This window comes from Pseudomonas sp. MWU12-2037 (assembly GCF_023242345.1).
GTDB classification, from domain to species: Bacteria; Pseudomonadota; Gammaproteobacteria; order Pseudomonadales; family Pseudomonadaceae; genus Aquipseudomonas; species Aquipseudomonas gingeri_D.
In genome coordinates this window covers 34,500-57,330 of record NZ_JALLIZ010000015.1, presented here as the reverse complement: position 1 = coordinate 57,330, position 22,831 = coordinate 34,500, and the positions used below count along the sequence as shown (strand labels likewise).

At 60.0% G+C, this 22,831-nt stretch carries 23 protein-coding genes; 10 read left to right on the top strand and 13 right to left on the bottom strand.

The genetic code is table 11. The features are described 5' to 3' along the window. Positions 1 to 139 precede the first annotated feature (139 nt). On the top strand, positions 140 to 1,870 hold the full coding sequence (locus M5B42_RS23480; protein WP_248747179.1) for a DUF6119 family protein: 1,731 nt from the start codon (positions 140 to 142) through the stop codon (positions 1,868 to 1,870). 377 nt (positions 1,871 to 2,247) lie between these two features. Further along, positions 2,248 to 2,838 carry an ATP-binding protein gene (locus M5B42_RS23475; RefSeq protein WP_248747178.1) on the top strand — a complete coding sequence of 197 codons (591 nt, stop codon included), beginning with the start codon at positions 2,248 to 2,250 and terminating at the stop codon, positions 2,836 to 2,838. A gap of 240 nt (positions 2,839 to 3,078) precedes the next feature. Here M5B42_RS23475 and M5B42_RS23470 read toward each other — a convergent pair whose 3' ends face one another. From M5B42_RS23470 to cydP, 6 genes are all read right to left on the bottom strand, one after another. Further along, positions 3,079 to 4,359, bottom strand: coding sequence for a hypothetical protein (locus M5B42_RS23470; RefSeq protein WP_248747177.1), 1,281 nt, complete (start codon positions 4,357 to 4,359; stop codon positions 3,079 to 3,081). 291 nt (positions 4,360 to 4,650) lie between these two features. Next, the gene (locus M5B42_RS23465; protein WP_248747176.1) at positions 4,651 to 4,938 is read right to left on the bottom strand and encodes a cyd operon YbgE family protein; all 288 of its coding nucleotides are present in this window, start codon (positions 4,936 to 4,938) and stop codon (positions 4,651 to 4,653) included. Then, complete coding sequence (gene cydX, locus M5B42_RS23460; RefSeq protein ID WP_100939626.1) at positions 4,928 to 5,044, bottom strand: cytochrome bd-I oxidase subunit CydX; 117 nt, start codon at positions 5,042 to 5,044, stop codon at positions 4,928 to 4,930. The genes M5B42_RS23465 and cydX overlap by 11 nt, the downstream gene beginning before the upstream one ends. Positions 5,045 to 5,056: 12 nt before the next feature. After that, positions 5,057 to 6,199: a cytochrome d ubiquinol oxidase subunit II gene (gene cydB, locus M5B42_RS23455; protein ID WP_100939627.1), complete on the bottom strand. Its 1,143-nt coding sequence runs from the start codon at positions 6,197 to 6,199 to the stop codon at positions 5,057 to 5,059. An 11-nt stretch (positions 6,200 to 6,210) separates the two neighbouring features. Continuing rightward, entirely contained in the window at positions 6,211 to 7,797 is a 1,587-nt protein-coding gene (locus M5B42_RS23450) for a cytochrome ubiquinol oxidase subunit I (protein ID WP_103496162.1), read from the bottom strand. Continuing rightward, positions 7,794 to 7,955 carry a cytochrome oxidase putative small subunit CydP gene (gene cydP, locus M5B42_RS32205; RefSeq protein WP_349292784.1) on the bottom strand — a complete coding sequence of 54 codons (162 nt, stop codon included), beginning with the start codon at positions 7,953 to 7,955 and terminating at the stop codon, positions 7,794 to 7,796. The genes M5B42_RS23450 and cydP overlap by 4 nt, the downstream gene beginning before the upstream one ends. A 210-nt stretch (positions 7,956 to 8,165) precedes the next feature. Between cydP and M5B42_RS23445 the strand changes: the two genes are divergently transcribed. Beyond that, positions 8,166 to 9,176, top strand: coding sequence for a helix-turn-helix domain-containing protein (locus M5B42_RS23445; protein ID WP_248747175.1), 1,011 nt, complete (start codon positions 8,166 to 8,168; stop codon positions 9,174 to 9,176). 69 nt (positions 9,177 to 9,245) lie between these two features. Here the strand turns inward: M5B42_RS23445 and M5B42_RS23440 are convergent, their stop codons facing one another. From M5B42_RS23440 to M5B42_RS23430, 3 genes are all read right to left on the bottom strand, one after another. Continuing rightward, positions 9,246 to 9,728 carry a nuclear transport factor 2 family protein gene (locus M5B42_RS23440; RefSeq protein ID WP_248747174.1) on the bottom strand — a complete coding sequence of 161 codons (483 nt, stop codon included), beginning with the start codon at positions 9,726 to 9,728 and terminating at the stop codon, positions 9,246 to 9,248. An 81-nt stretch (positions 9,729 to 9,809) separates the two neighbouring features. Then, positions 9,810 to 10,664, bottom strand: coding sequence for a DJ-1/PfpI family protein (locus M5B42_RS23435; protein ID WP_248747173.1), 855 nt, complete (start codon positions 10,662 to 10,664; stop codon positions 9,810 to 9,812). Between the two features lie 13 nt (positions 10,665 to 10,677). Then, a complete protein-coding gene (locus M5B42_RS23430; protein WP_248747172.1) occupies positions 10,678 to 11,424 on the bottom strand; it encodes an SDR family oxidoreductase in 747 nt (248 codons plus the stop codon). Between the two features lie 296 nt (positions 11,425 to 11,720). Here M5B42_RS23430 and M5B42_RS23425 point away from each other — a divergent pair, with 296 nt between their 5' ends. Beyond that, complete coding sequence (locus M5B42_RS23425) at positions 11,721 to 11,960, top strand: hypothetical protein (protein ID WP_248747171.1); 240 nt, start codon at positions 11,721 to 11,723, stop codon at positions 11,958 to 11,960. On the opposite strand, the gene M5B42_RS23420 is transcribed toward M5B42_RS23425, so the two are convergent. Then, a complete protein-coding gene (locus M5B42_RS23420; protein ID WP_248747170.1) occupies positions 11,909 to 12,481 on the bottom strand; it encodes a glutathione S-transferase family protein in 573 nt (190 codons plus the stop codon). The two genes, M5B42_RS23425 and M5B42_RS23420, sit on opposite strands and share 52 nt — an antisense overlap. 188 nt (positions 12,482 to 12,669) lie before the next feature. On the opposite strand from M5B42_RS23420, the gene M5B42_RS23415 reads away from it, so the two are divergent. After that, a complete protein-coding gene (locus tag M5B42_RS23415) occupies positions 12,670 to 13,080 on the top strand; it encodes a VOC family protein (RefSeq protein ID WP_248747169.1) in 411 nt (136 codons plus the stop codon). A gap of 115 nt (positions 13,081 to 13,195) precedes the next feature. Here the strand turns inward: M5B42_RS23415 and M5B42_RS23410 are convergent, their stop codons facing one another. Then, on the bottom strand, positions 13,196 to 13,366 hold the full coding sequence (locus M5B42_RS23410; protein WP_248747168.1) for a hypothetical protein: 171 nt from the start codon (positions 13,364 to 13,366) through the stop codon (positions 13,196 to 13,198). 483 nt (positions 13,367 to 13,849) lie between these two features. Here M5B42_RS23410 and M5B42_RS23405 point away from each other — a divergent pair, with 483 nt between their 5' ends. Both M5B42_RS23405 and M5B42_RS23400 read left to right on the top strand, forming a co-directional pair. Further along, a complete protein-coding gene (locus M5B42_RS23405) occupies positions 13,850 to 14,131 on the top strand; it encodes a zeta toxin family protein (protein WP_349292783.1) in 282 nt (93 codons plus the stop codon). A gap of 57 nt (positions 14,132 to 14,188) precedes the next feature. Continuing rightward, the gene (locus M5B42_RS23400; protein ID WP_248747167.1) at positions 14,189 to 14,356 is read left to right on the top strand and encodes a hypothetical protein; all 168 of its coding nucleotides are present in this window, start codon (positions 14,189 to 14,191) and stop codon (positions 14,354 to 14,356) included. 63 nt (positions 14,357 to 14,419) lie between these two features. Here the strand turns inward: M5B42_RS23400 and M5B42_RS23395 are convergent, their stop codons facing one another. Beyond that, a complete protein-coding gene (locus tag M5B42_RS23395) occupies positions 14,420 to 15,055 on the bottom strand; it encodes a response regulator transcription factor (RefSeq protein WP_248747166.1) in 636 nt (211 codons plus the stop codon). 37 nt (positions 15,056 to 15,092) lie between these two features. Beyond that, positions 15,093 to 16,901: a PAS domain S-box protein gene (locus M5B42_RS23390; RefSeq protein WP_248747165.1), complete on the bottom strand. Its 1,809-nt coding sequence runs from the start codon at positions 16,899 to 16,901 to the stop codon at positions 15,093 to 15,095. Between the two features lie 230 nt (positions 16,902 to 17,131). On the opposite strand from M5B42_RS23390, the gene M5B42_RS23385 reads away from it, so the two are divergent. The 3 genes from M5B42_RS23385 (at position 17,132) to M5B42_RS23375 (ending at position 22,790) form a co-directional block, all read left to right on the top strand. Beyond that, complete coding sequence (locus M5B42_RS23385; protein WP_248747164.1) at positions 17,132 to 18,754, top strand: acyl-CoA synthetase; 1,623 nt, start codon at positions 17,132 to 17,134, stop codon at positions 18,752 to 18,754. Between the two features lie 107 nt (positions 18,755 to 18,861). Next, positions 18,862 to 20,634, top strand: coding sequence for an acyl-CoA dehydrogenase C-terminal domain-containing protein (locus M5B42_RS23380; RefSeq protein WP_248747163.1), 1,773 nt, complete (start codon positions 18,862 to 18,864; stop codon positions 20,632 to 20,634). Positions 20,635 to 21,149: 515 nt separating this feature from the next. Next, complete coding sequence (locus M5B42_RS23375) at positions 21,150 to 22,790, top strand: Nramp family divalent metal transporter (protein WP_248747162.1); 1,641 nt, start codon at positions 21,150 to 21,152, stop codon at positions 22,788 to 22,790. Positions 22,791 to 22,831: the final 41 nt, after the last annotated feature.

Here is a 22,831-nt window from a genome sequence, read left to right as displayed (position 1 = left end):
TCGGGATCTCGATCGCTCTTATGGTCGCGAGCAGGTAGAAAGACAACGCACCTGAAACTGCATTGCAATTCGCCATCACGGCCATCAGAATCTGATCCACCGCAAGATATTGGCATTGACGCTTCAGTGGAGGTCCAAGATGGCACGGAACGCTGTTAACTCAATCACCGTCAGACTACTCAAGCCTACAAAAATACCAGCAGATGCAATCAGCTCCACCTATGGGCCAGGTGGCGCGCGAGCGCTGAAAGATCAAGACTGGGATGGCGACGGTGAAGGCGTTGTCTACTATGGCCAAGTCTACGACACCGTACCGGAGTGGCTGAACCTCCTTCAGGGCTTTGTCAGCGATCCTTTCGACGCGCTGCATTCAAGTGGTTCGGCAGCGATCTTGTTCTTAAGCGTTAAGCAGAGATGGATGGCGCTCTGCTTTGGATATGCACATATCGCGCTGAACGAGGACGCTTTCGTGCATCAATTTGGGCTGAAGGTTGCCTTAAACACTGTAAGACGAGGGAGTCTTCTGAGTCTCGACCTCGCGACTCCGGATGCGGTCACGTTTCAGCGGCGGGTTCAAGCCAGCAAGCTTTCCGACTTTAGCCAATTCGGGGTAGACACCCTGCGAGATCTCGCAAGGGTTGCAGGAGGCAAACCCGAAGACGACGCTTTCGCCAAATTCGTTGCAGGAAAAGATGCCCTCAGCCTGGACACTCCCCTCACGCCGTCGCAGTTCCACAGCAAGTGCGTCGAGATCCTGAATGCCTTCAAATCGAAGGCATATAAGAAAGACTATGCTTGGTTTGACAACGTCAAAGTTGAGACTAACCCATCTCGCCTTAGACGCTTGGACAAACTTCTCTTCCAGGAAATTCAAGCCATCCGGAGCGGCTCAATCAGCCTGCTGCACATGTCCCCTCCGGAGATCCAAAACTACGTTGAGGGGGCCGCACTCCAATATTCGGGTTTTAACAGCCGCAAGCCTGAATTCACTAAGCTTTCGATCGAGGATTACGCCGCCGAGCTTAATCGACTGGGTTGCACGCACACGATTCAGGAGATAAAAACTTCTCACAAAATCCGCACTGAAAACTTGAAGACCGGAGCTATTGAGCCCGGATGGAAGGTTTATGATTGTCTCAATTGGGAGGCGACTCTGCCCACCCCAACGCCTACAAACTACGTATTGTTCGCAGGCAAATGGTACAAAATCTCAAAAAAATTCAAGGACAGAGTCGATGAGCACTTTGACAGTATTGAGGACATCGTAGTCATCGGGCCGACCCACTGCCTGAACGAAGAAGAGCTAATCGAAGACCTGTTAAAAAATAGGTCAGATCTGATCAAGCTTGATCGTACAAAAATCAATCCGGAAGGCGTTGTCGCCGCCAACCTCGAGCCGTGCGACTTCTATTCAAACGATAAACACTTCATTCATCTTAAAGATGGGGAGTCATCTGGGCCGATCAGTCACTTATGGATGCAGGGCGTCGTCAGCGCCGAGGCTTTTGTTGCCGACAGCGAGTTTCGCCGAAAGCTAAAGGATACGGTCGCGGCGACGAAAGGCGGATCTACCTTCGTCGGAACCCTGCCGGACGGCCGCAAGCGAGAGGTGGATCGGGGCGAGTACACCGTTGTTTATGGGATCATGCGTCACAGGTATGTTGACGGTACTATTGGCATTCCGTTTTTCAGTAAGGTCAGTTTGATGGCCGCCTGCGATAGACTTAGGCGCACTGGCATGAACATCCGTAAGGAAATTATCGAGAAATTGACGCCCAAGCCCCCGGTGAAAACGGCCAAGTCAAAAAAGCCTACGATCAAGGCCAAAAAGCCGACCTCTAGCGCCCATAAGCGCCCTGTTGCACCTTAACCCCTTCACTATTAGGCATTGCCCTCACCAAAACGGGTGGTCAAGTGAAATACAATTTTGCACGGTATTCCAAATGGTATTCCAACCAAAAATAAAAACAGATATTAACCATATAAATCATTATCTTACTGAGTAGATTCAGATTACCCCGGCCCATCAAACGAAGCAAAACGAAGCCCTCCTTGTGCGGGCTTTGTTGCATCTGAGCTCCTGACTTTTCGGGCCAACCCTGCCACCACTCGCCCCACCTGTATATCAACGCCAAGGCGCTTGGCGAGTACTTCCAAAGACGCTTTCGACAAAGCCCCGAACAGACAGGTTTGGAAACCACCCGCATCCTGGAAAATCTTGGGCTCGCCAATGGAGGCACACCCAATTTGGCCGGTTTGCTGCTCTTCGGTCAGGCGCCACAACGTCTGTGCCCGGCGTTCGATATCAAGGCCGTGGCGTTTCCGGGCACGGTGCTGCATGACCGCCACTATCTAGACAGCGAAGACATAGACGGCAACCTGCTGGAGCAGTACCGACGCAGCCTGGCCTTCATCAAGCGCAACCTGCGCCATGTGCAGCGCCAACAGGGCTTCAATACCCTCGGCCAGCTGGAAGTGCCGGAGGAGGTGTTCGAAGAACTGCTGGTCAATGCCCTGATCCATCGCGACTACTTTGTCAGCGCCTCGATCCGGATCATGATCTTCGCTGATCGCATCGAACTGATCAGCCCCGGGCACCTGCCTGACGTGCTCGATACCGAGAAAATCCGATTCGGCCTGTCCAACCGTCGTAACCCGACGCTCACCTCCCATGCTGTGCACATCCTCCCCTATCGCGGTTTGGGCACGGCCATCCCGCGTGCGATCGACGCCAGGCCAATGATCAGGCTGGACGACGACCGGCAGGGTAACCAGTTCAGGTTGGTGATTCAGCGGGCCGTTGAAAGCGGGCCTCTTTCGGGACCAAGCAGGGACTAAGTCGGGACTAAGTAGGGGCCAAGCATGACTGAAAAGGTGACGGATCTATTTTTTCGAAAATAAATGCATCACTTTTTTGCTTGAACGACAGGAGCTCGACATCGGAGCAGATGTCGACGACAGCTACTACAACCTTGACTACCTGCTGTACGGCGATCAACAGGCCTTCCGCGCGCTCGTACCGTTCAATCGCTGGGCCCGGAACACCACCGCCAACCGCCCGAAGGCCTTTCACGACGGCTACCTGCTCAACGGCAAGCCCCTGGCCGACGAAGGCAGCGACAGCCCTGCCATGGCCGCCACCGGCGGCGATACGGCAGTCATTCCCAACGCCGCGAGCAATTGCACGCGTGGCAACGGCGTGTGATCGACCAGCAGGGTCCTCAATACACTGGCATCGGCTTCAAGCGGCATGTCCAGTGTCCTGCGCACCGACTTGGGCAGGGCCGCCCGCAAGGCCGTGACCATATCCACAGCCTCACCCAATAATCGGCCCAGGCCGTTGTAGACCCGATAGCGCCCATCCGCCCGTACCAGCACCCGCTGCAACTCGGCCTGCTCAAGCCCGATGCAGTCCAGCAAGGCCCCCGCGGGGCTGTCCTGGCGCACCTCGATACGCATGCAGCCGGGCCAGCAAGGCAAGGTTTCCAGGGTGTGCAGCACCAGCACATCGCTGTCCTCTCCGGCCGCCGACGCCAGGTAGAGCCCCTCGTACGCGCGGTTCAAGCGCAGCTGCTGGCGATACCACAGCGCATCCCGGAGCATCCGCGGGGGCGCCACCTGCGCCGTGGACAGCTGACGAAGCTCGTCCTCGTCAGCCCGGGCGATCAGCTCTCGTACCATGGAGGTCGGCAGATCGGCAAAGAACCTTCTGACCTGCCGCACCCGGGAATCGCCCGACTGCTGCCGAAACTGATAACAGATGTCGAACACTTCGTTCCTGCGCCGGGCAAGGGCTTCGCCGGCTTTGTGCCTCAACGCCAACAGGCGGTCTGCGGCCGAGGCGTAGTCGCCCCCCAGCCACTCCCTGATCTGCTCGTCGTCCAGATGATTCAGCACACTGATCCACAGATCGCCGGCCATCAATTGAGCTTCGCTCACCGAGATTCGCGGCAAGTCCTCGGCGCTGTCTTGCGGGTACTCGACCCGGTTGGCGGCTCCCGCTTCGAACAACTGCAATACCCGTGAAGTGGGCCAGATCAGTTGCAGTCCCACTTGTTGCAGATAGCGTTGTACATCGGCGTCTTTTGCCGGCGTCTCGTCTTCGGGATGCTCGATGAAGCGCCTGATCTCCCTGTCCAACCGGAAGCGCTCCACGGTATCGAGCAAAAAGGCCGGGGGCTGCCGTGCCTGGGGATAGACCTGGTGCAACACGGGGTCGTCGATACCACTGGCCACACAAATCGGTTCGATGTCGGCGTCATCAAACTCAATGAGCAGCGTGTCGATCAACCATTCGAAGTACGCCCCCGTCTCCTCGGGAGGTTCAAGGGAAACTTCACTGTCAGTGGATGTAGGCATGTAGGTGTGTTCTCCGCGTTTGCTGGCCACCGCCCTTGGCGGCATTGCAGAACGATGGAGCAAACCGGCAACCGCGAGGGGCCACCCCATTACCACACACCGCCGGATCTTCGGTCCGTTCTGGCCGTCGACGCCCGGGGCCACCGACGGTCCCCGGGCATCAGCAGCGGCCATGGCCAGGTTGACGATGGTCACCCGCCGTGTCGCGGCGGATCAGCCCGCGAGGACGGCCAGCAGGTCCTCGTTCTGCGGAAAAGGTGACTGGAAAAGGCGGTGTCCATCTAAGTTGCCCTAATGCACCCACATCACCGCATAGCCCAAGATCATCAGCCCCCAGGCCACGAGCGGATGAAACAGCACTTGCCACACTCGCGCACGCGGGTCGAAGCCCACGCCGTGCACATACCCTGCGGCCACGCCCCACATGACCAGCATCAGCAGGTTGTGGTTGTAGTGACCTTGGGCGTTGAGGATGGTGATGGGGTGGATCAGTAGAATCAGGCTCAATGGAACGGCCAGCAGCAGGGACAAGACCCTGCTGCTGGCTCGTCGCAACCGCGGTGCGGCTTCAGCGGTCACCCGCGGACTCCTTATCCAGCGTGTCGGTGGCTTCGAGCCACATGACGTTGATGATGCCGAAGCTACAGGCCAATAAGACGCCGAGGATCCAGGCAAAATACCACATAGTGTGCGTTCCTCAGTAAAGGCCGTGGGGGTTGGCGTCGATGTGCTTGGTGGTCACTTTGCCCCACATTTTGGCGTAGCACCAAAGGGTGTAGCAGAGGATCAGCGGCACGAAAATCGTTGCGGCAACCAGCATGATATTGAGTGTCATACGGCTGGAAACCGCATCCCATACGGTCAGGCTGGAGGCCGGGTCGATACTCGACGGCATGACAAAGGGGAACAGGGAAAAACCAGCGGTGCAGAGGGTGCCAACGATGGCCAGGCTGCTGCCCAGGAACGCGCAGCGACTGTGACCGCCGCTGGCCGAAAGCAGGGCCAACAACGCCCCGACTATTCCCACTACCGGTGCGATGACGGTCAGCGGGTATTTCCCGTAGTTCGCCATCCAGCCCAGGTTGCTCGCGGCGACGGTCTTGCTCAACGGATTCAGGGCCATGCCGGGCTCAAAGGCGGAGGTGATGGTTTGCCCTTCGATGCTGCCCAGCAAGAGCCAGAGACCGGCACCGATGAAGGCCAGCAGATAAACCGCCGCGAACAGCTGAGCAGCGCGGCGTGAACGCCGGGCAATATCTCCCTCCGTACGCATCATCAACCACGTGCCGCCGTGCAGGCAGAGCATGCTCAAGCTGACGACGCCGGCGAGCAGTCCGAATGGGCTGAGCAGTTGCCAGAAACTGCCGTGGTAGCTGGAGCGCAGCGTGTCATCAAACTGGAAGGGCACGCCCAGGAGCAGGTTACCGAACGCCACGCCGAATACCAGCGAAGGCACCACACCGCCAACAAACAGGCCCCAGTCCCAGCTTTGCCGCCAGCGGGTGTTGCTCAGTTTGCTCCGATAGTCGAAGCCTACCGGGCGAACAAACAAGGCAAACAGCACCAGCAGCAGGGCCCAGTAGAAGCCCGAAAACGCAGCGGCATAGACCAATGGCCAAGCGGCGAACAAGGCACCGCCGGCGGTAATCAGCCAAACCTGATTGCCATCCCAATGCGGCGCGATGGTGTTGATCACCACCCGTCGTTCGTTATCGTTGCGGCCGACGAAGGGCATCAGCGCGGCGGCGCCGAGGTCGAAACCATCGGTCAGGGCGAAGCCGATCAGCAAGACGCCAACCAGTACCCACCAGATCAGTTTGAGGCTTTCATAGTCGAACATCATTGTGCTCCTCAGACCAGGGCCGGCTGTGTGGCGTGGGCGAGTGATGCCTCGCGTTCCAGGTGATAACGACCGGTATGCAGGCTGCTCGGACCCAGTCGGGCGAACTTGATCATCAGGTACATCTCGATCACCAACAGCACGCTGTAAAACGCGACCAGCGCCAGCAGAGAACCCCAGACATCACCGGTCGAAATGCTTGAAGCGGACAGATGGGTCGGGAGTATTTCGCCGACAGACCAGGGCTGACGACCATGCTCCGCGACAAACCAGCCGGTTTGCGTGGCGACCCACGGCAGCGGCAGGCTGAACAGCGCCCACTTGAGCAACCAGGGTTTGCTCATTTCGTTCTTGCGGGTAGACGCCCAGAACGCACAGACGAACAAGGCCAGCATCAGGAAGCCGCTGAGTACCATCAGGCGAAAGGTCCAGAAAATCGAAGATACGCCGGGGATGGAGTCCAGCGCAGCCTGCTTGACTTGTTGGTCGCTGGCATCGACCACTTTGTCCGTGTATTTCTTGAGCAGTAAACCGTAGCCCAGATCTTTTTTCACGGCGTTGAAGGCAGAGACTGTCTGTTCGCTTTTATCCCCTGCGCGCAGTTGCCGAAGCAGGTCATAGGCAACCATGCCATTGCGGATCCGTACCTGGTGCTGGGCAACCAGGTCCTTGATGCCTGTCACCTGTGTGTCTAGCGATCGCGTGGCAATAATCCCCATGACATAAGGAATCTTCACCGCGTAATCGGTACGTTGTTCGGCCTGATTCGGCAGCCCGAACAGCGTAAAGGCTGCAGGTGCGGCCTCGGTATCCCACTCGGCCTCGATCGCCGCGAGCTTGGTTTTTTGAACATCGCCGATTTCATACCCAGACTCGTCGCCCAGAATGATGACCGAAAGAATCGATGCCATGCCGAAGGCCGACGCGATGGCAAAGGAGCGCCGCGCGAACCCGATATCGCGGCCCTTGAGCAGGTACCAGCTAGAAATAGCCAGGACAAAAATCGCGCCGGTCACGTAGCCGGACGCAACGGTGTGGACGAACTTGACCTGTGCCACGGGGTTGAACAGCAAGGCGCTGAAACTGGTCAGTTCCATCCGCATAGTGGTGAAGTTGAACTCTGCCCCGATTGGATTTTGCATCCAGCCGTTGGCGATCAAAATCCACAATGCCGACATGTTCGAGCCAATCGCGACCAGCCAGGTGACCCCCAGATGCTGGACTTTGCTCAGGCGATCCCAGCCAAAAAAGAACAGGCCGATAAAGGTCGATTCCAGGAAGAACGCCATCAAGCCTTCAATCGCCAACGGAGCACCGAAAATGTCGCCGACGTAATGGCTGTAGTACGCCCAATTGGTGCCGAACTGAAACTCCATGGTCAGGCCGGTGGTGACACCCAAGGCGAAGTTGATGCCGAACAGCTTGCCCCAGAACCGGGTCATGTCCTTGTAGACCTGCTTGCCGGTCATCACATAGACCGACTCCATGATGGCCAGGAGGAAGGTCAAACCCAAGGTCAGAGGGACGAACAGAAAGTGATACAGCGCCGTCATAGCGAATTGCAGTCGAGATAAGTCGACGACTGATTCCGAGATCATTGGGGGGGCTTCTCCGGAGGTGTAGGAGTGGGGCCAAGCACGTGCTGGCCTACTGTGACGCCGTCATCCATGACCTCGACCGGAGCGCTGAACCAGATGCTTCGGATCCCCAACAACAAGATGAGCTTGATAAGCAATATCAGGCCAATTTCCTTCATTAATGGTTTTTTTAGAAAATCGAAGGGGCCTGGCATGATGGGCACTCGCAGGGATGGCGGAATTGTCCCGACGGCGAAGACGGCCAACCTTGACTCAGATCAATATTCTCGGCCTCGATGGGAGCGACGAAACGTCACACTCGAACAGCGACAGTGCTCACTCATGCCAAGCGCGAGGACTTCTGCATCAGTGGAAGGCAATGATCTGCCATGGCGCTATCCGAGGGTTTCCCGCAAAATACGCCCTCCCGGATCTTGAGTGACCTCATCATGCATCGAGTCGGATTCTTCGTTTGCCATGGCCATGATGCTCTTGATCTTGCCGGCCCCCTTTCGGCGTTCAATCAGGTGGTCACCGCCGCCGGCCATACCCCCTATGATCTCCAGGTCATCTCGCAGGCGGGAGGGTCAGTGCCTGGCAATACTGGCCTTCCGATCGAGACCCAGCCGGCAGGCAGGCGCAGGTTTGACACTATCCTGTTCATTGGTGGCGATATCGAGCCGATGCGGACAGCGGAAAACATCGCCGCCGCCAAGAAACTGGGGGCCAAGGCCTCACGGGTGGGAAGCGTGTGTACCGGGGCATTTCTGCTGGCGGAAACCGGCCTGCTGGACGGACGCCGGGCAACGACGCACTGGCTGTACGCCGCTCAATTGCAGTCGCGCTTCCCTGGCATCAAGGTCGGGGGGAACAGTATCTATATAGCGGACGGACATATCTGGACATCCGCGGGCATCGCCGCCGGCATCGACCTGGCGCTTGCCATGATCGAACAGGATATGGGCGCGGAAGTGGCGCGTGCCACCGCCAGGCTGCTGGTTGTGCCCTATCGTCGACCGGGAGGCCAGTCGCAATTCTCCGCCATGTCACAAATGGAGCCGGAGTCGGATCGCATCCGCATTGCGCTGAATTTTGCCAGGGAACATCTGGCTGAAGCGCTACCTGTCGAGCGGCTCGCCGATGCGGCCAGATTGAGCCTGCGACAATTCGGACGGGCCTTTCGCCGGGAAACCGGTGAAACGCCGGCCAAGGCGGTCGAGCGCTTGCGCGTTGAAGCGGCGTGCCTGCGCCTGCGCGATGGCAGCGAACCGATCGAACAGATTGCCCTGGCGGTGGGCTTCAGCGATCCGGAACGGATGCGCAGGGCCTTCGTCAAACTGCATGGACATCCGCCGCAATCGGTCCGGCGCGAGAGCCGATTGAGCGGTGAGCGCGGATAGATCGACGCCTTATCCGCGCGCGTAGCCTAGTCAGTGGCCACCAGGGCCACTGTTGTCAGAACCGGGCGCTCAACGCGCGTCAGGTTTCAGGGGGCCGTAATCACTCCACATGTCGCGGTGCAGCTTCCAGACGCCACCCTGCTTCAGGAAGACCAGGATCTGTTTACCGCGAAACTTGAGCGCGCCACTGTGATCACGGACATCGGCCTCCGAAACTTCGGTAACCGCCTGATCGTCACCGTAGAACTCGTAATTGCTGAAAGATACGCTGCCAGGCTGGGATCCGGCATAGCCCTTGGCGAAGTATTCGGTGATTGCGCGGGCGCCGATAACTCGGTCGCCCCCGGGCGGCAAGAGGGCGCCATCCTCCGTATAGAGGCGACCTATCGCCTCATAGTCACCTCGCGCGAAGGCCTGCGCCCATCGGGCGTTCTCGGCCTTGATGGCCGCTTCGGGCGGACGCGGTGGTTCACCGGCAGTGGCCGGCAGGATAAAGGCGAAAAAGGAGAAGCCGACTGCAAGGGCAGCCGCACAAAGACGGATCTGTCGCATCTGATGATTTCCGATATTGGCTTGAATGGAAGAGGGCTGCACCCGATTGGGCAGGTGCAGTCAACATTGCCTGGCAGCGTTTCAGCGAACGCCGGGTATTCGTGCGAGCCCCTTGGATGCGCCGGGCAGTTCTTTGTCGACCATCGCGATGACTTCTGGCCGAGCGTCCCTGGGATGACCGGAATGGAACGGCGGAGCGGGGTCATATTCGATCGCCAGTTGCGTGAATTCGGCGGCCTGTTGACCACGCAACTTCGCGGCAACACGAAGCGCGAAGTCGATGCCCGCTGTCACGCCGCCGCCGCTCATGAATCGGCCGTTGTCGTCCTCGACGAAGCGATCAGGAACAGCAATGGCTCCGTACTCAGTCAGCTTGTTGACGAAGGCCCAATGGCAGGCGCTGCGCTTGCCCTTGAGAATGCCCGTGGCGGCGAGCACAAGTGATCCATTGCAGACCGACGTAATATGCTTGGCGCTTTCAGCCAGGCGCAGGATCTGTGCCTGGTACTCCGGCCGCATCGGCGCCGACAAATCAGAGCCTCCTGGGACCAGGAGCAGGTCGGTCCTCTCAATGTCGGCCAGTCGTTCAGTGTTGCCATACACGACCCCGAATTCGAGGGTCACATTGCCGCCATTGAGGCTCGCATAACGAACCTTGGTATTGGGTAGCCGGTGAAAAATCTCGCTGGGGCCGGCGAAATCGAGCAGCGTGCCGCCGTCGTAATTCACGATCAGAATATTCAGCGGTTCGTTCGGGGCCAGCTCTCCCCCGCCGCCGGCCTGCGCAAGAGCGGGAGCGGCACGGCCAAGCAGGGCTCCGCCGCCCAGGAGGGAGCCGAGGGTGACGATGCCGCCGAACTTGAGCACATCGCGGCGGGAACTCCCCGTGCCGAGCGGGCGCTCACCGGTGGCGTTGTTTTCGCTATGGTCGGTCACGATAACTTCTCCTTTAAAGTTGCGAGGCACCGCCATCGACCACCAGTTCGGTGCCGACCACATAGGAGGATTCGTCGCTGGCGAGATAGAGCGCCGCGTACGCAATGTCCTCGGCCTTGCCCATGTGGCCCACCGGAACCGCCTGGGCGAACTCGGCCTTACGCTCGCGAACCCACTCATCGGACATCCCCCACTTGCTGATCAGGGGCGTGTCCATCGCACCGGGCGCAATCGCGTTGAAGCGGATTTTCCGGTCGAGAAACTCGTAGGACCAACTGCGCGCCAGTGATCGCACGGCCGCCTTCGCCGCGGCGGTCAGGGAGATGCCATGCTTGCCGGTCTGCGCGACGAACGAGGTGTTGAGAATGACCGAAGCGCCCTCCCGCAAGTCAGGCAGCACCGCCTGAAGCGTGACCACCACGCCCTTGACGTTGATGTCCATGATCTCCTCATAGAGATCGTCGTCGATGTCGTTGAGTGCCGACGGGAACGCTCGACCGGCGTTGGCAAACACGACATCCAGGCCGCCGAACCGCTCTTTCACCTCGACGGCAATCGCCCGCATATCCTTGAGCGAACGCACGTCGCCCTGGAGTACCAGCGCGTTCTCGCCCAGCTCGGCCTGCACACGCTCAAATACGGCAACATCGCGACCGGTCACCGCGACCCGCGCGCCTTCTGCAATGAAGAGCCTGGCGGTGGCGAGACCGATGCCACTGGTACCGCCGGTGATCAAAACCGATTTGTTCTTGAGCCTCATCTTCTGTCCCCTTCTCTGCCTCGTGATTGGTCAAGCCGAAAGGTCATGGCGTCATCACGGTTATGCGCATGTCTGCGCTCGATTTCCCGGGCAAATTATGGAAACAGGCTCTTGATGGCGTAAAGGTCGTATAACCCTCAAAAAACGCCACGCAGGTGGTATGCAATGAGTGTGGATCGGTTATCAGATCGAGTTCAAATGGGTGTTACAGTGGAGTGTAATTTCGAAAGACACTCCAATTTTCACTCCATATAAAAATCAATATTAACCATTAAATTCAAACGGTTAAGGAAGACATGCCTCAAGAAAGGCTCGACCTGTTACGACTTCCAAAACCCATCCGAGATCCTGTCAGCGACCTGGTCAGAGCGCTCAATGCCGCCAGCACCATCGCGGACCTGGAGGCTGAAAGGGCCATTCAGATTACGTTTATCGGCGGTTTGGAAAGTGCCAAGCGCTTGCGGCCAGCCGATATCGAAGCGCTCTACATCATTTTTGACGATGCCGTGGAGGCGAAGCTGGCGCAGTTGCAATGAATTTTAATCGCAGCGGTCAGCGGACGGAACGGCCGTGCCTTCTCCACCGCCCGGGCGAAGGACGGTCGGCCAAGCAACCGCGCGCGGTACGCGCGGAGCACGGGAAATGCCTCGGAAATCCGGTGCGTCCAATCCGCGTAGAACAGCGCCGGTGCAGCCGCGCAGTCCGCCAGTGTGAAGTCCGCACCTGCGGCCCAAATCCTGCCGGTAAGCTGCCCTTCGAGCCACGCATAGGCAAGTTCCAGCTTTTGCTCAGCAAGCGCCAGTCCTTCCTGACGCCTCACCGGATCGCCCGTCAGCGCACCGCTTACCGCGTGCTGCACCGGACTCATTACGTGCAGATCGAAGAAACGGTCGAGGAAGCGCACATCCAGCGCAGCCATCGGGTCCCCGGGCAGCAAGTGCACCGGCCCTGGATGCACGAGTTGCAGGTACTCGATGCCCTGACTGGACAGCTCCTTGGCTGACACCCGACACCGAACGACGACAGCCTGACCGAGCGAAACCATCTGGAGCAGCACGGCAGCGGACGCGGTGTGCGGTACGGGTTGAAGTGACTTGGATCGCCTAGCAGGGGGCCAAACTGGCGTAGTTGCCCAACCTCACCGTGAAAACAATAATCACTAAAGCGAGACGTCCAGGAGATGGCTGCGCCCTTGAAGAGTGGGACTGCGATACTCTTGAAACCAACACCTTCGAAGGAGCCGAAATGTTCAGCCATGTGACTGTCGGAACAAACAATCTCGACAAGGCCGCCGCCTTCTACGACGCGGTTTTGATTCCGTTGGGCCTGCGCCGGCGCACGGTCACGCCTGACGGAGGCCCAGCCGCCGCTTGCTGGGTCATGCCTGATCGCACCTTGCCTCGGTTCTACGTCTATTCGCCCTATGACCGCATGCCGGCAACCCCTGGCAACGGCAGCATGCTGGCTTTCTCTGCACCCTCTCAGGAGGTCGTGGATGCAGCCTATGCCGCAGGTCTTCATAGCGGCGGAGTCGACGAAGGCGCACCGGGGCCTCGGCCTCACTATGGCGACGGCTACTACGGTGCCTACCTACGCGACCCGGATGGCAACAAGATCCATATCGCCCATCGTGGAGACTTGCACCTCACTGAGTGACGGTGGACTCGTCACTCAGTGAGGTGCATAAAATAGCGGAGCGCTACAGCGGTGAACCCAATGATGACGGTCCACGCATCAATGGTCAGCTCTGTAATGAACGCAGGGAGCACTGTCAGATAATCGCGAGGGATTTGATTACAACGAGCGTTGATCCGGCACCGATTACGGCAAAACCGAGGGACGCAAAGAGGGAAGAGGTATCGACGCCCAGGATCCCGGCAACCGCCACATCCACGAGAGCGCCAGAGCAAACCAAACGAAGTGTTCTGAAGTTGATGGACATATCTCTTCTCCGTGAGTGATCAAAGCCGAGTCATGAGATCGCAGCGCGACGGCAACGATCAAATCCTGGCGAGCTCCCCCAACTACCGATCAACAACAGAGTCGTTAGAAATAGTTTCGCAAGCCAACGGAAAGCCCCCTCTCTCTGGTGTAGAACCAATCGAGATACAGGCTCTCGAATGAGCCCTCAGCTCAATCACTCCCACCCGCCAAATCAGCCAAAAAAAACACTCCATTCCTGGACGCTCTTCATGCACTGCAAGACGACTCGCTTTCCCTTGCCTGAAATTTCCCAGGAACTCCTATTCGCTTGCGCCGGCCAATTCCGCTGACTAGTCTTCGACCCAATCGCTGCATATCAGTGATCGGGTTTAGCGGCCCGGAATATAAAAACGCCAAGAACCTCACTGAGGCCAGCCTCAAGCCGGCCATGGAGATGGCTCATCTGATCGAACTGGCGTCAGGGTTGGAGGACTAGTGATAAATGACGCCCGAAGAACAAGAAATTTCTGATCAAGCGCTCAGCTTCGCCCGTTCAAACAAAAAAACAATCGCCAAACGCCGGACGGACAGAACCATTTATCCGCCAGAGGAAGCTCCGGTGTCAGTGTTTATGGCCGGGTCCCCCGGCGCAGGTAAAACTGAAGCCTCAATCGCCCTTGTGAACCTTTTCGCTGATACGAAAATCCTAAGGATTGATCCGGATGAGCTCCGAGACGAGTTTTCTGAATATTCGGGAGGGAACTCATGGCTTTCATATACCTGAGCAACACACGCGGGCCGATCTAGAGGCCAAGCTCGGGTGACCATCAGGAGCGCATTCATGATTTCGATTAAATTAGGCTTTGCCAAGGGTGCAAAAAGCCCATTTGCCGACTTTATTCGTAACGCTAAGTCTGAGCAAAAAAAGCGCGTCTACAGCGAGGTTCTGACCGAAGCGACCAAGCAACAGAACCTTGTGATGATGCAGGCCGAGGCAAAGCAAGCCTGATAGACACGTATAGAATCAAAGAGAAGCCCGGCCAAGCGCCGGGCTTTTTTATCTCCTGACAGCTCAACGCAACTTCAACGGATCCACCAACCCCACCGCAATCACCATCCCCACCAGATCCGGGAGACTCTGCGCCTCCATGCGCTTCATGACCCTGGAGCGATACAGGTCGATGGTCTTCACACTGACCCCCAACTGCTCGGCGATTTCCCGGTTGGCGTAGCCCTGCACCAGCGGCAACAGCACATCACGCTCTCGCGGGGTCAAACTGTCCAGCCGAGCCTGGACCCGCGCCTGCCCCTCGCTCAGGCTCTGGCTGTCGTCGGCCCGGCTCAAGGCCTGCTGCACGCTGTCGAGCAGCAACTGTTCGTTATAGGGCTTTTCGATAAAGTCGTGAGCACCGGCCTTGAACGCCCGCACCACGATCGGCACATCGGCATGGCCACTGACAAAGATCACCGGCAAGCGGATATCCCGCGCCCTCATCTCTTCCTGCACATTCAAGCCGCCCATGCCCGGCATGCGCACATCCAGCAGCACGCAGGCATTGAGGCGGGCATCGCAGGCCTCGAGAAAGTCCCGTCCACTGGTGAAGGGCAGCGCCTTGAGGCCGACCGACTCCAGCAGCCAGACCGTCGAGTCGAGCATGCCCTGGTCATCGTCAACCACATAGACCAGCTGCTGCGCCACACTCACCATTGCGTTACTCCTGTTGTTGTTCTTTTCGGCCGGCACCTTATTGCGCCGGCAAACGGCAGCGCATCCGCAGGCCGCTGGCCATGGGCTGCGCCTGCAACTCACCACCAAAGCCTTCGAGGATGCTGCGACTCATCGACAGCCCGAGGCCCAGGCCGTTGGCCTTGCTGGTGTAGAACGGGGTGAAGATATGTTCCAACTGCGCCGGGGAAACACCGGGGCCCTGGTCGCTGACACTCACCTCCACGCCACCATCAGCACCGCGCTCGGCCGCCAGGATGATCCGCGACGCCTGCCGCGGGTGCACCTCGCGGTTGGCATCGATGGCGTTGCGCAACAGGTTGAGCAAGACCTGCTCCAGCAGCACCCGGTCGGCATAAACCGGCGGCAGATTATCCGGCAGGCGCTCCTCGATCGTCACCTGGCAGGCACTGGCTTCCCAGGCACACAAGCGCACCGTGTCGCGAGCCACTTCGCTGATATCCAGGGCCTGCATGCGCCGCCGCCCTTTGCGCAGGAACGCGCGCAGCCGCTTGATCACCTCGGAGGCGTGATTGGCGTGTACGGCGATACGCTCCAAGCCCTGGGCCACCCGCTCGACCGCCTGCGGATTGCTATCCAGGGCCTGCAAATAACGCTGGCTGGCACTGGCGTAATTGACCACCGCCGCCAATGGCTGATTCATCTCGTGGGCGATGCCCGAGGCCAGCTCGCCCAGGGTCACCAGCCTTGCGGTGTGGGCCAGTTCGTCCTGATGGTGACGCTGCTGGGCCTCGCGCAATTCGCGCTCGGTCTGGTCGTGAGCGACCAGGGAGTAGAACCGTTCGCCGCTGGCCGAGCGATGCGCCAGCAGCATCAGGGATACCGGCACCGAGGTAGCGCCATCGAGGGCTTGTAAGCGGGCCTCGATGCTCCAGCGACCATCCCGTTCGGCACGACTCCACCCCTCGCGCTGCAGAGCCGCCAAGACATCGGCGGCCAGAAATTCGCCCAGGCTCGGCATCGCCGACTGCTCGCCGAGCTTGAGGGTGCGCCGGGCCGCCGGGTTGAGATAAGTGACATCGCCACTGGGCTCGATGAACAACACCGGGTCAGGATTGGCTTCCACCACCTCCGCCAGCCGGTGCTTGTTTTCCTCGGCCTGGACCCGGGCGGTGATGTCCCGGGACACACTCACCACTTCCACCACCGACCCGGTATAGGTTTCGCGGATGGCGCGGCAAGCGGTCTCGAACCACCGGTAATGGCCGTCGCGATGACGGATGCGATAGGTCATGGTGTGATAACCGTCCTGCTCCAGGGCATCACGGGTGCGGTGCATCAGGCCGGCCAGGCCCTGGGGATGGAACAGGCTGTGGGCCGGGCGGCCGCGCAACGCTTCGGGCCAATAACCGAGCAAGGTCCAGGACGCCGGGGAGGCATCGAGAAAACAGCCATCGGGGGTATGCCGGGAAATCAGGTCGGTGGTGTTTTCCGTGATCAGGCGATAGAGACGCCTGGCCGTGGCCGACTCGCGCTCGGCAAGGACCTGTGCGGTGGCTTCGCGACAACGCGCCAGCACACGGTTCTCCCGCGGCTCGGGAATAAAGGTCCAGATCAGGATCCGCTGCTCGAATTGCGCCTCGACCCCTTCGATGGCCCGTTGCTGTTCCAGGCAGGCCCGCACCAGCGGCAGATGATTGACCGGCAACAGGCTCATGGCATCGGCCAATGGCTGTTGTTCGAGCAACGTCAGCAGCGCCCCGTTGAGCGCCAACGGTCGTGCCCCGGCATCGAGCAGCAGGCTCGGCTGCGGATCATGTTCCAGTAAAGGCGAACCCTGCACCAGGCCAATGGAGGCGGACATCATCGCGGCCCCCGCCTGGAGAAAGGCCGGGCCGGCAGCGACTTCACGGGCAGTGCAGAGGTCATGATTTGAGCCTTGAAATTTTTATAGTAGATATACTATACAACTCAGGTAGTACTTCCATACCCATCCGCAAACATTATATAAAACACCCCGGATAAGTCATCGAGGGGTCGGTAAAGACCGAACGCCTCGGACATAGAGCTAATAATCAGCCACCGGGTACCCGAACCATGTCCATCTACGAGCAAGGCCTCGCGCCAACGGCCGTCAATCATATTGCCCTGTCTCCGCTCAGCTTTATCGAGCGTACTGCCAAGGTCTACCCCGACTACCCCGCCGTGATCCACGGCTCGATCCGCCGCACCTGGGCCCAGACCTACGCACGCTGCCGGCGCCTGGCCTCGGCACTGGCCGGACGCGGCATCGGCCGTAATGACACAGTGGCGGTGATGCTGCCGAACATACCGGCCATGCTCGAAGCCCACTTCGGCGTGCCGATGATCGGCGCGGTACTCAACGCCCTCAACGTGCGCCTGGATGCCGAAGCCATTGCCTTCATGCTGGCCCATGGCGAAGCCAAGGTACTGATCGCCGATCGCGAGTTCCATGACGTGGTGCAGGCCGCCATCGGCATGCTCGACCACCCACCACTGGTGATCGATGTCGATGACCCGGAATACGGCGAAGGCCAGGCCGTCAGCGACCTGGACTATGAAGCGCTGCTGGCCGAAGGCGATCCGGCCTACGACTGGCAGTGGCCGCAGGATGAATGGCAGGCCATCGCCTTGAACTACACCTCCGGCACCACCGGCAATCCCAAGGGCGTGGTCTATCACCATCGCGGCGCCTATCTCAGCTCCCTCGGCAACCAGATGATCTGGAGCATGGGCAACCACCCGGTGTACCTCTGGACCTTGCCGATGTTCCACTGCAACGGCTGGTGCTATCCCTGGGTGGTCACCGCGATGGCCGGGGTGCATGTGTTCCTGCGCCGGGTCGACCCGCAGAAGATCCTCAACCTGATCCGTGAACACCAGATCACCCACCTGAGCGGCGCGCCGATCGTGCTCAACGCCCTGGTGAACATGCCCGAGTCGGCCAAGGCCGCGATCGATCACCCGGTCAACGCCCTGGTCGCCGGCGCCGCACCACCGGCCAAGGTGATTGGCGCCGTGGAAGCCATGGGTATCAAGGTCACCCACGTCTACGGCCTGACCGAGGTCTATGGCCCGGTGACCATCTGCGCCTGGCATGAGGCCTGGGATGAACTGCCGCTGGAGGAACGCGCACAGGTCAAGGCACGCCAGGGCGTGCGCTACCAGACCCTGGAAGGGCTGATGGTGGCCGATCCGAAAACCCTGGAGCCGGTCCCCGCCGACGGCCAGACCATCGGCGAGATCTTCATGCGCGGCAACACGATGATGAAGGGTTACCTGAAGAACCCCAGCGCCACGGCCGAAGCCTTCGAAGGCGGCTGGTTCCACACCGGCGACCTGGCGGTGACCCATCCGGATGGTTACGTGGAGATCCGCGACCGGCTCAAGGACATCATCATTTCCGGCGGCGAGAACATCTCCACCATCGAACTCGAAGGCGTGCTCTATCGCCACCCGGCGGTGCTGGAAGCCGCGGTGGTGGCCCGTCCGGATGAAAAATGGGGGGAGACGCCATGCGCCTTCATCACCCTCAAGGCCCATCACCCGGACGTGCGTGAAGCCGAGATCATCAGCTTCTGTCGCGAGCATCTGGCCGGTTTCAAAGTTCCGCGGACCGTGATCTTCACCCAGTTGCCCAAGACTTCGACCGGCAAGATCCAGAAGTTCGTCCTGCGCGATATGGCGAAAAACCTCTAGCCTTTCCCTATCCTCCCCGGCCGTTGTCGACGTCCGGGGTAATACGCATCACCCATGGCGCGGCCGCGGCCGTGTCTCCATCCCCTGTTTGCAGGATGTTTAACGCCATGCCCGAGTTCAACGCCCCCCTGCGCGACATGCGCTTCGTATTACATGAAGTTTTCAACGCCAGCCAACTCTGGGCCCGCCTGCCGGCCCTGGCCGAGACTGTCGATGCGGAGACCGCCGACGCGATTCTTGAAGAGGCGGCCAAGGTCACCGGCAATCTGATCGCCCCCCTCAACCGTAGCGGCGACGAAGAAGGCGCCCAATGGCACGGCGGCCAGGTCAGCACCCCGAAAGGCTTCAAGGACGCCTATGCCACCTATCTCGAAGGCGGTTGGGTCGGCCTCAGCGGCAACCCGCAGTTCGGCGGCATGGGCATGCCGAAGATGCTCGCCGTGCAATTCGAAGAAATGCTCTACGGCGCCAACTCCAGTTTCGCCCTGTATTCGGCGCTGACTTCCGGCGCCTGCCTGGCCATCGACGCCCATGCCAGCGAGGCGCTGAAAGAGCGCTTCCTGCCGCTGATGTACGAGGGCCGCTGGGCCGGCTCCATGTGCCTGACCGAAGCCCATGCCGGCACCGACCTGGGCCTGATCCGCACCCGCGCCGAACCCCAGGCCGACGGCAGCTATCGCATCAGCGGCAGCAAGATCTTTATCACCGGTGGCGAACAGGACCTGACCGAGAACATCATCCACCTGGTGCTGGCCAAGCTGCCGGATGCACCGCCAGGCGCCAAAGGCATCTCATTGTTCCTGGTGCCGAAGATCCTCGTCGAGGCCGAAGGCAGCCTGGGCGCCGCCAACGCCGTCAGCTGCGGCTCGATCGAGCACAAGATGGGCATCAAGGCTTCCGCCACCTGCGTGATGAACTTCGACGGCGCCAGCGGCTGGCTGATCGGCGAAGCCAACAAGGGCCTGGCGGCCATGTTCACCATGATGAACTACGAGCGCTTGTCCATCGGCATCCAGGGTATCGGTTGCGCCGAAGCGTCCTACCAGAACGCCCGGAGCTATGCCCGCGAACGCATTCAAAGCCGCGCCCCGGGCGGGGCAGTGGCCAAGGACCAGATCGCCGACCCGATCATCGTCCACCCCGACGTGCGGCGCATGCTGCTCAGCATGAAGGCCATGACCGAAGGCGGCCGCGCGTTCGCCAGCTATGTCGGCCAGCAACTGGACCTGGCCAAATTCTCCGACCAGCCTGATGAGCGGCACAACGCCGAGGCCCTGGTCGCCCTGCTGACCCCGGTGGCCAAGGCGTTCTTCACCGACACCGGCCTGGACAGTTGCCTCCACGGCCAACAAATTTTCGGCGGTCACGGCTATATCCGCGAATGGGGCCAGGAACAGTTGGTGCGGGACGTGCGCATCGCGCAGATCTACGAAGGCACTAACGGTATCCAGGCCCTCGACCTGCTGGGCCGCAAGGTGCTGGGAAACGCGGGTGTCGCCTTGCGCCTGTTCACCGCCGAGATCCGCCACTACGCCGCTCAGCCCGGCGTAACCTACGCCGACGATCTGCTGGACGCGGTGCAACGCCTGGAAAACCTCAGCGACTGGTTGCAGGAGCAGGCCGTGGACGACCCCAACACCATCGGCAGTGCCTGCGTCGAATACCTGCACCTGTTGGGTTATGTCGCCTACGCCTATCTCTGGGCGCGCATGGACCGGGTCGCGCAGGACAAGCACAGCGAGGAACCTGGATTTTACGGAGCGAAACGGGCAACCGCGCGGTTCTATTTCAGCCGGTTGCTACCGCGCATCCTGAGTCTGGAACAGAGCATCCGCGCGGGCAGCGCTTCATTGTTCGGACTGGAGGCCGAGCAGTTCTGAGGCGACGCGGCGGCGAGTGAGACCCGTCATCACCTTGCCGCCGGCTTTGTTCCAACGGGCGAACTGCTGATCCGCACCCGCCATGTCTTCGGCGTTGACCAGGCCGAAACGCCGATAAAAAATTCATAAATTTTTACTCGCCATTTTCTCTCACATTTGGTTACATTCGCCGAAATAACCACGGAGAACTCCTATGGACCCCAGCTCTAGTAGGCCGGTCACACTGACTGGAATGGTGCCGCCTGGCAGGTAGGACTGACCCTGGTTGATCTCCCCCCGCTCGAACGCCCCGCGCTTTACGCAGTTCCCTTCCGTGTGACCTCCAAGCAACCCGGACCGACCTCGGTCAGCGGTTGAACAACCCAATTTATTGCGTTTCCCGTAACGCCAGGAATGCCTGTCATTTCGTCTCCAACAAAGCCCACGGATTGTGGCCAGGAGAAGGAAGACCCGTGCTCGCCTGTCCGATGGGAATCGAAAGCGGCTGCCAATGCCACGCTTTGGAGGAACTCACCATGTCCAACTTGAATGCCCAATCCGCTGTCCTCGACAGCGCCCATATCGGCGATATCCGCGGAGCCTTCGGCACCATCCGCCATGACGATGTCGCCCCACGCAACGGCTGGATGCATCGCCTCAAGACCCTGATGGCCATCCTCGGCCCAGGCCTGATCGTCATGGTCGGCGACAACGACGCCGGCGCCTTCAGCACCTACGGCCAGGCCGGCCAGAACTACGGCACGCTGTTGCTGTGGACCCTGGCCCTGCTGATCCCGGTGCTCTACGTCAACCAGGAGATGGTCCTGCGCCTCGGTGTGGTGACCGGTGTCGGCCATGCCCGCCTGATCCTCGACCGCTTCGGCAAGTTCTGGGGCGCGTTCAGTGCCATCGACCTGTTTATCCTCAACGCCCTGACCATCGTCACCGAGTTCATCGGCATCAGCCTGGGGATGGATTTCCTCGGGGTGCCCAAGGTGGCCGGCGTGTGCCTGGCAGCGGTGTTCATCATGCTGGCGGCGTGCACGGGCAACTTCCGGCGCTTCGAACGGTTCGCCCTGGTCCTGGTCTTCGGCAGCCTGCTGCTGGTGCCGATCTTCCTGATGATCCACCCGCCCATGACCCAGATGGCCCATGACTTTTTCACCCCGCAACTGCCGGCTGACGGCAAGCTGTCGGACGTGTTGCTGCTGATCATCGGGATCGTCGGCACCACCGTGGCGCCCTGGCAGTTGTTCTTCCAGCAAAGCTATGTGATCGATAAGCGCATCACCCCACGCTTCATCAAGTACGAACGCGCCGACCTGTGGCTGGGCATCGCCCTGGTGGTGATCGGCGCGGTGGCGATGATTGCCTTCACCGCGCAGGTCTTCGTCGGTAACCCGGAGTTCGGCAACTTCACCGACGCCGGCGCCATTGCCGCCGGTATCGCCAAGTACCACGGGCGCCTGCCGGGCGTGCTGTTCGCGGTCGCCCTGATCGACGCCAGTATCATCGGGGCCATGGCCGTGTCGCTGTCGACCGCTTACGCCCTGGGTGATGTCCTGAGCCTGAAGCACTCGCTGCACCGCAAACCCGGCGATGCCAAGGGCTTCTACCTGATGTACTGTGGCCTGATCGCCGTCGCCGCCGCCCTGGTGCTGATCCCCGGCGTCCCGCTGGGCCTGCTGACCAACGCGGTACAGACCCTGGCCGGCGTCCTGCTGCCCAGCGCCACGGTGTTCCTGCTGCTGTTGTGCAATGACAAGGAAGTACTCGGCCCCTGGGTAAACAAGCGCTTCACCAATCTGGTGACCGCGGTCATCGTCGCGATACTCGTGCTGTTGTCCGTGGTCCTGACCTCGGCCGTGGCCTTCCCGGACATGTCCGGTGAAACCATCACCGATATACTGATTGGCGGTGGTGTCGTGGGCCTGGTCATCGCCATCGCTGTCAACGTGCTGCATGCCCGCGAAGCCGTGGACAAGGTGGGCCTGCCCCACAAAACACCCCCCGTCACCCAGGAAATGTTGAACTCCTGGCGCATGCCGCCACTGGGCCAGCTCAAGCCCATGATCCTGTCACAACGCAATCGCATCTGGATGGGCGTGCTGCGCGGCTATCTGGTCGTCGCCATGGGCATGGTGATTTTCAAGGTGGTGCAGTTGGCGATGGCGTAAAGGCTTTGCGTTGAACGTACCGATGAATCGGACCGAACGGA

Coding starts and splice junctions, on each gene's coding strand:
- M5B42_RS23380 (WP_248747163.1), top strand. CDS start 18,862: ATGCCCGAGTTCAACGCCCCCCTGCGCGACATGCGCTTCGTATTACAT.
- M5B42_RS23480 (WP_248747179.1), top strand. CDS start 140: ATGGCACGGAACGCTGTTAACTCAATCACCGTCAGACTACTCAAGCCT.
- M5B42_RS23450 (WP_103496162.1), bottom strand. CDS start 7,797: ATGATCTCGGAATCAGTCGTCGACTTATCTCGACTGCAATTCGCTATG.
- M5B42_RS23470 (WP_248747177.1), bottom strand. CDS start 4,359: ATGCCTACATCCACTGACAGTGAAGTTTCCCTTGAACCTCCCGAGGAG.
- M5B42_RS23430 (WP_248747172.1), bottom strand. CDS start 11,424: ATGAGGCTCAAGAACAAATCGGTTTTGATCACCGGCGGTACCAGTGGC.
- M5B42_RS23395 (WP_248747166.1), bottom strand. CDS start 15,055: ATGGTGAGTGTGGCGCAGCAGCTGGTCTATGTGGTTGACGATGACCAG.
- M5B42_RS23445 (WP_248747175.1), top strand. CDS start 8,166: ATGGCGCTATCCGAGGGTTTCCCGCAAAATACGCCCTCCCGGATCTTG.
- M5B42_RS23410 (WP_248747168.1), bottom strand. CDS start 13,366: ATGTCCATCAACTTCAGAACACTTCGTTTGGTTTGCTCTGGCGCTCTC.
- cydB (WP_100939627.1), bottom strand. CDS start 6,199: ATGTTCGACTATGAAAGCCTCAAACTGATCTGGTGGGTACTGGTTGGC.
- M5B42_RS23405 (WP_349292783.1), top strand. CDS start 13,850: ATGACGCCCGAAGAACAAGAAATTTCTGATCAAGCGCTCAGCTTCGCC.
- M5B42_RS23425 (WP_248747171.1), top strand. CDS start 11,721: ATGCCTCAAGAAAGGCTCGACCTGTTACGACTTCCAAAACCCATCCGA.
- M5B42_RS23415 (WP_248747169.1), top strand. CDS start 12,670: ATGTTCAGCCATGTGACTGTCGGAACAAACAATCTCGACAAGGCCGCC.
- M5B42_RS23440 (WP_248747174.1), bottom strand. CDS start 9,728: ATGCGACAGATCCGTCTTTGTGCGGCTGCCCTTGCAGTCGGCTTCTCC.
- cydX (WP_100939626.1), bottom strand. CDS start 5,044: ATGTGGTATTTTGCCTGGATCCTCGGCGTCTTATTGGCCTGTAGCTTC.
- M5B42_RS23385 (WP_248747164.1), top strand. CDS start 17,132: ATGTCCATCTACGAGCAAGGCCTCGCGCCAACGGCCGTCAATCATATT.
- M5B42_RS23390 (WP_248747165.1), bottom strand. CDS start 16,901: ATGATGTCCGCCTCCATTGGCCTGGTGCAGGGTTCGCCTTTACTGGAA.
- cydP (WP_349292784.1), bottom strand. CDS start 7,955: ATGAAGGAAATTGGCCTGATATTGCTTATCAAGCTCATCTTGTTGTTG.
- M5B42_RS23375 (WP_248747162.1), top strand. CDS start 21,150: ATGTCCAACTTGAATGCCCAATCCGCTGTCCTCGACAGCGCCCATATC.
- M5B42_RS23400 (WP_248747167.1), top strand. CDS start 14,189: ATGATTTCGATTAAATTAGGCTTTGCCAAGGGTGCAAAAAGCCCATTT.